Genomic DNA, 3,706 nt, shown 5'->3' on the forward strand with positions numbered 1-3,706 from the left:
GAGGTAGGCCCCCGCCTCGGCATGGGTGGCCCCGAACACCGCGTGCTCGGCCTCGTGGACCGCAAGCCCCTCGGAGCGCACCAGATCGAGGACGCGGGCGTACTCGCCGGGCAGGCCGCAGGCCATGGGGAGCTTGCCCATGTCGTGCACCACGCCCGCGATGAAGGCCTCGTCGCAGAGTTCGTTGCCTGCCCCCTCGGAGGCCGCGAGGACCTTGGCGAAGCAGGCCGTCCGGAGGCTGTGCTCCCAGAGGCCGTGCACGGAGAAGTCCGGCATCTGCCCCGCGTCCATGGACTCGAAGAGGTTGACGCCCAGAACGAGCGCCCGGATGGTCTGGCCGCCCAGCAGGTTCACGGCGTGGTGGACGCTGGAGACGCGGGTGGGCAGGCCGAAGAAGGCCGAATTCACCAGGCGCAGGAGGGAGGCGCACATGGCCACGTCCTGGCTGACGATGTCGCCCACCTCCTTGAGGGTGGTGTTCTCGTCCTGGAGCACTTCCACCAGGCGTCCGTAAAGGCTTGGCATGGCGGGCAGGCTGGTGAGGCTGGCCACCACGGACTTGAGGGCCCCGGGCGCCAGGACGCCGCTCAGGCCCAGGGCGCGGTCCACGGCCTGGATCAGGTCCACGGGGCGGCAGGGCTTGCTCAGGTACTGATGGGCCAGCTTGACGGTCTTGAGCACGCTCTGTTCGTCGGAAAAGCCCGAGAGGATGATGCGCACCACGTCGGGGTGGCGGCGCTGCACCTCCGCCAGGAGCTGCGCGCCGTCGAGCCCCGGCATGCGCATGTCGCTGACCACCACGTCGTGGCGCTCGCGCTCCAGGATAACCAGGGCCTCCTGGCCGCCCAGGGCGAAGGTCATGTCCCATTTGGCGCGCAGGGGCCGCAGGCTCAGGCGCAGGCTGTCCAGGATGTTGGGCTCGTCGTCCACGAAGAGGATCTTTGGTTTCATGGCTGTGTGTCGGCGTCGTGCCTGGTTCACCCGTCGAGGGGGAGCGTGATGAAGAACGTGGTCCCTTTCCCCGGTTCGGATTCGAAGCGGATGGTCCCGCCGTGCCTGTTCACCACGATGTCGTGGGCGATGGCCAGCCCCTGCCCGGTGCCCTTGCCCACCTCCTTGGTGGTGAAGAAGAGGTTGAACACCCGGTCCCCCACGGACTCGGGAATGCCCGGGCCGGTGTCCTGGACGCTGACGACGGCCTTGTCCCCTTCGCGGCGCGTGCGCACGGTAATGAGCCCCTTGCCGCCCGAGGACCCGACGCTCTCTCCGATGGCGTGGGCGGCGTTGACGATGACGTTGAGCAGCACCTGGCTGATGTCTCCCGCCAGGCAGGGCGTCTCGCCAAGGTCCGGGTCGAAATCGGTGACCACGTCGGCAACGTATTTCCACTCGTTGCGCGAAATCACAAGGGTGTTCTCGATGGCCTGGGCGAGATCCACTGGTTTTTTCACGTCGCCGCCCGAATAGGAAAAGCGCTTCATGGCCGAGACGATGGAGCTGATGCGTCCCAGGCCGTCGAAAATCCTGGCGAAGGTGCGCGGGGTTTCACCGGCCAGGAAATCATCGTCCATTTCCTCGAGCTGGCGGGCGACCAGCTCCGGGCCCCGGTCGGCGGCCAGGCCGGGCTCGTCGCGCAGGCGGCGGGCCAGGGCCGAAAGCCTCAGGTAGTCTGCGAAGGCGTCCTGGAGGAAGCTCACGGAATCGCCCACGTACTGGGCGGGGGTGTTGATCTCGTGGGCGATGCCCGCCGCAAGCTGGCCGATGGCCTCCAGCTTGGCGGCCTGGGCCAGCTGGGCCTCCAGGAACTGGATGTCGGTCACGTCCTCGGCCAGGAGCAGGTAGCCTGCCGCGTCCGCGTCGCCGGTGGCCAGGGGGCTCACGGTGACCACCAGAAAGCCGTCGCCGCCCTCGGCGCGCTCGTACCAGACGCTGCTGGCCTTGGCCGCGCGCGCCGCGCGCCTGCACTCCTCCACGGGCTTGAGGGCGGCTGCCCAGTCCCAGGGCAGGGGCAGCGCCGTGAAGGGGCGGCCCAGGGCCTCGGAGGCAGGCAGCTGGAACGCGTTGGCCGCCGCCGTGTTCCAGCGCAAGACGCGCCCCCGGGCGTCCACGCCCGCCAGCACCGCCGAAACGGCCTCCAGGATGAGGCTGATCTCCCGGTGGGCCTGCCCGCGCTCGCGCATTTCCTCCTGGAGCCTGGCGTTGGCGATGGCCAGCTCCCCCGTGCGACGGCGCACGCGCTCCTCTACCTGCTCCTTGGCCTCGCGCAGCTCGGCCTCGATGCGCTTGCGCTCGGTGATGTCGAAGCCCAGGCCGATGAGTCCGCCCAGGGCGCCGTCGGAGTGGCGCAGCGCCAGTTTGCGCGTGGAGACGCTCACCACGCGCCCGTTGTCCGGGATGGTCTCCTCGGTCTCCAGGAAGTCGCGCCGCCCCGAGAGGATCAGGCGATCGTCGCGCATGTAGCCGCGGGCGACCTCGGGCGGGAAGATCTGGTCGTCGCGCCTGCCGGTCAGCTCCTCGAGGGAGAGCCCCACGGCCCGGCAGAAGGCGGCGTTGGCCCCCACGTAGCGTCCGTCGGCGTCCTTGGTGAAGGCGTAGCCGGGCAGGCCGTCGAAGAGGGCGTCGAACTGCTCCATGCGCCGCACGATCTCCCGTTCGGCCAGGGCCTTTTCCTCCAGCCGGGCCTCCACGGCGGCGCGCTCCAGGCGCACCTTCACCAGCAGGCCCGAGCCCGTGAGCAGCAGAAGGCCAGCCAGCCCGGCGAACACCGTGAGCGGCCACGCGGACTGCATCTGCAGGGACGCCTGGGACACGCTCGAAAAGAACGTGAGCGGCGTGCCCCCCACGTCTTCCGCCACGCCAAGCCGCCCCGCCGCCCCCTTGGCCTGGATGGACGCCACCCGGGACTCGTCCGCCTTGAGCGCCTCGGGGAACACGGCCTCCTGGCCGCCGGCGCAGACCACCTCGCGCTGGTCGAAGGCCAGGCAGTAGAGGGGCGGATCGCTGGCCCGGGGGGCCAGGAACTCGCCAAGCACCACATCCAGGGAGAGCCGCGCGGCCAACGTGCCGACTTCGCGGCCGGCCAAGGCCACCGGCCGCCTCAGCTGAATTTCCCTGGCCTCGCCCTCCGGCCCGGGCGCGAGGCTCCAGGACAGGCCGCCGCGCTCCACGGCGTTCTCCGCGCCGAAGCCCTGACGCTCGCCCGCCCCCTGCCGCTGCCTCCCCCGGTTCGCGGCGGCCACCACGCGCCCCTTGTCGTCCAGCAGGGCGATGCAGGTGAAGACCGGACGGCCGCCCAGGCGCTTGTCGGCCTGCGTCTTGGCGAACTGGGATTCCACCTGCCGCGCGCTCTCCAGAAGGCCGTAGCTGGCGGACATGCCCATGGCCACGTTGCCGAAATAGGCGAGCACGGCGGGGCTCTCGGCCAGGAGGTCCATGTCGTTGCGGCGTTCGGTGAAGAAGTATTCCAGACTGGAGGCCCGGTTGAGGGCGTCCTGCCGGAAGAGCTCCACGGCCAGGGCCTGGCGCTTGAGGTTGCTGCGGTGGGCGGTCCAGAGCAGGGCGCACAGGATCGCCAGGAGCAGCGCCGCCAGCAGGGCGGGCAGGGCCATCATGCGCAGCCCGCCCGGCGCACCGGCGGGACGCGTCTCCGGTCCGCCGTGCGCGGCCCCGCTAGCCGGGGAAGAACCTGGGGAAGTAGCGCGGCGCA

Annotated in this window: 2 protein-coding genes; both read right to left on the reverse strand. The window is 70.5% G+C overall.

Translation table 11 applies throughout. The features are described 5' to 3' along the window. Window positions 1-951, reverse strand: a 951-nt coding sequence (locus ACV4UX_RS17825) for an HDOD domain-containing protein (RefSeq protein WP_491594624.1), incomplete at its 3' end; no start/stop codon positions are given. 26 nt (window positions 952-977) lie between these two features. Beyond that, on the reverse strand, window positions 978-3,706 hold a 2,729-nt coding region (locus tag ACV4UX_RS17830), incomplete at its 5' end, for a PAS domain-containing protein (protein ID WP_491594625.1).

The organism is Fundidesulfovibrio sp. (assembly GCF_058402725.1).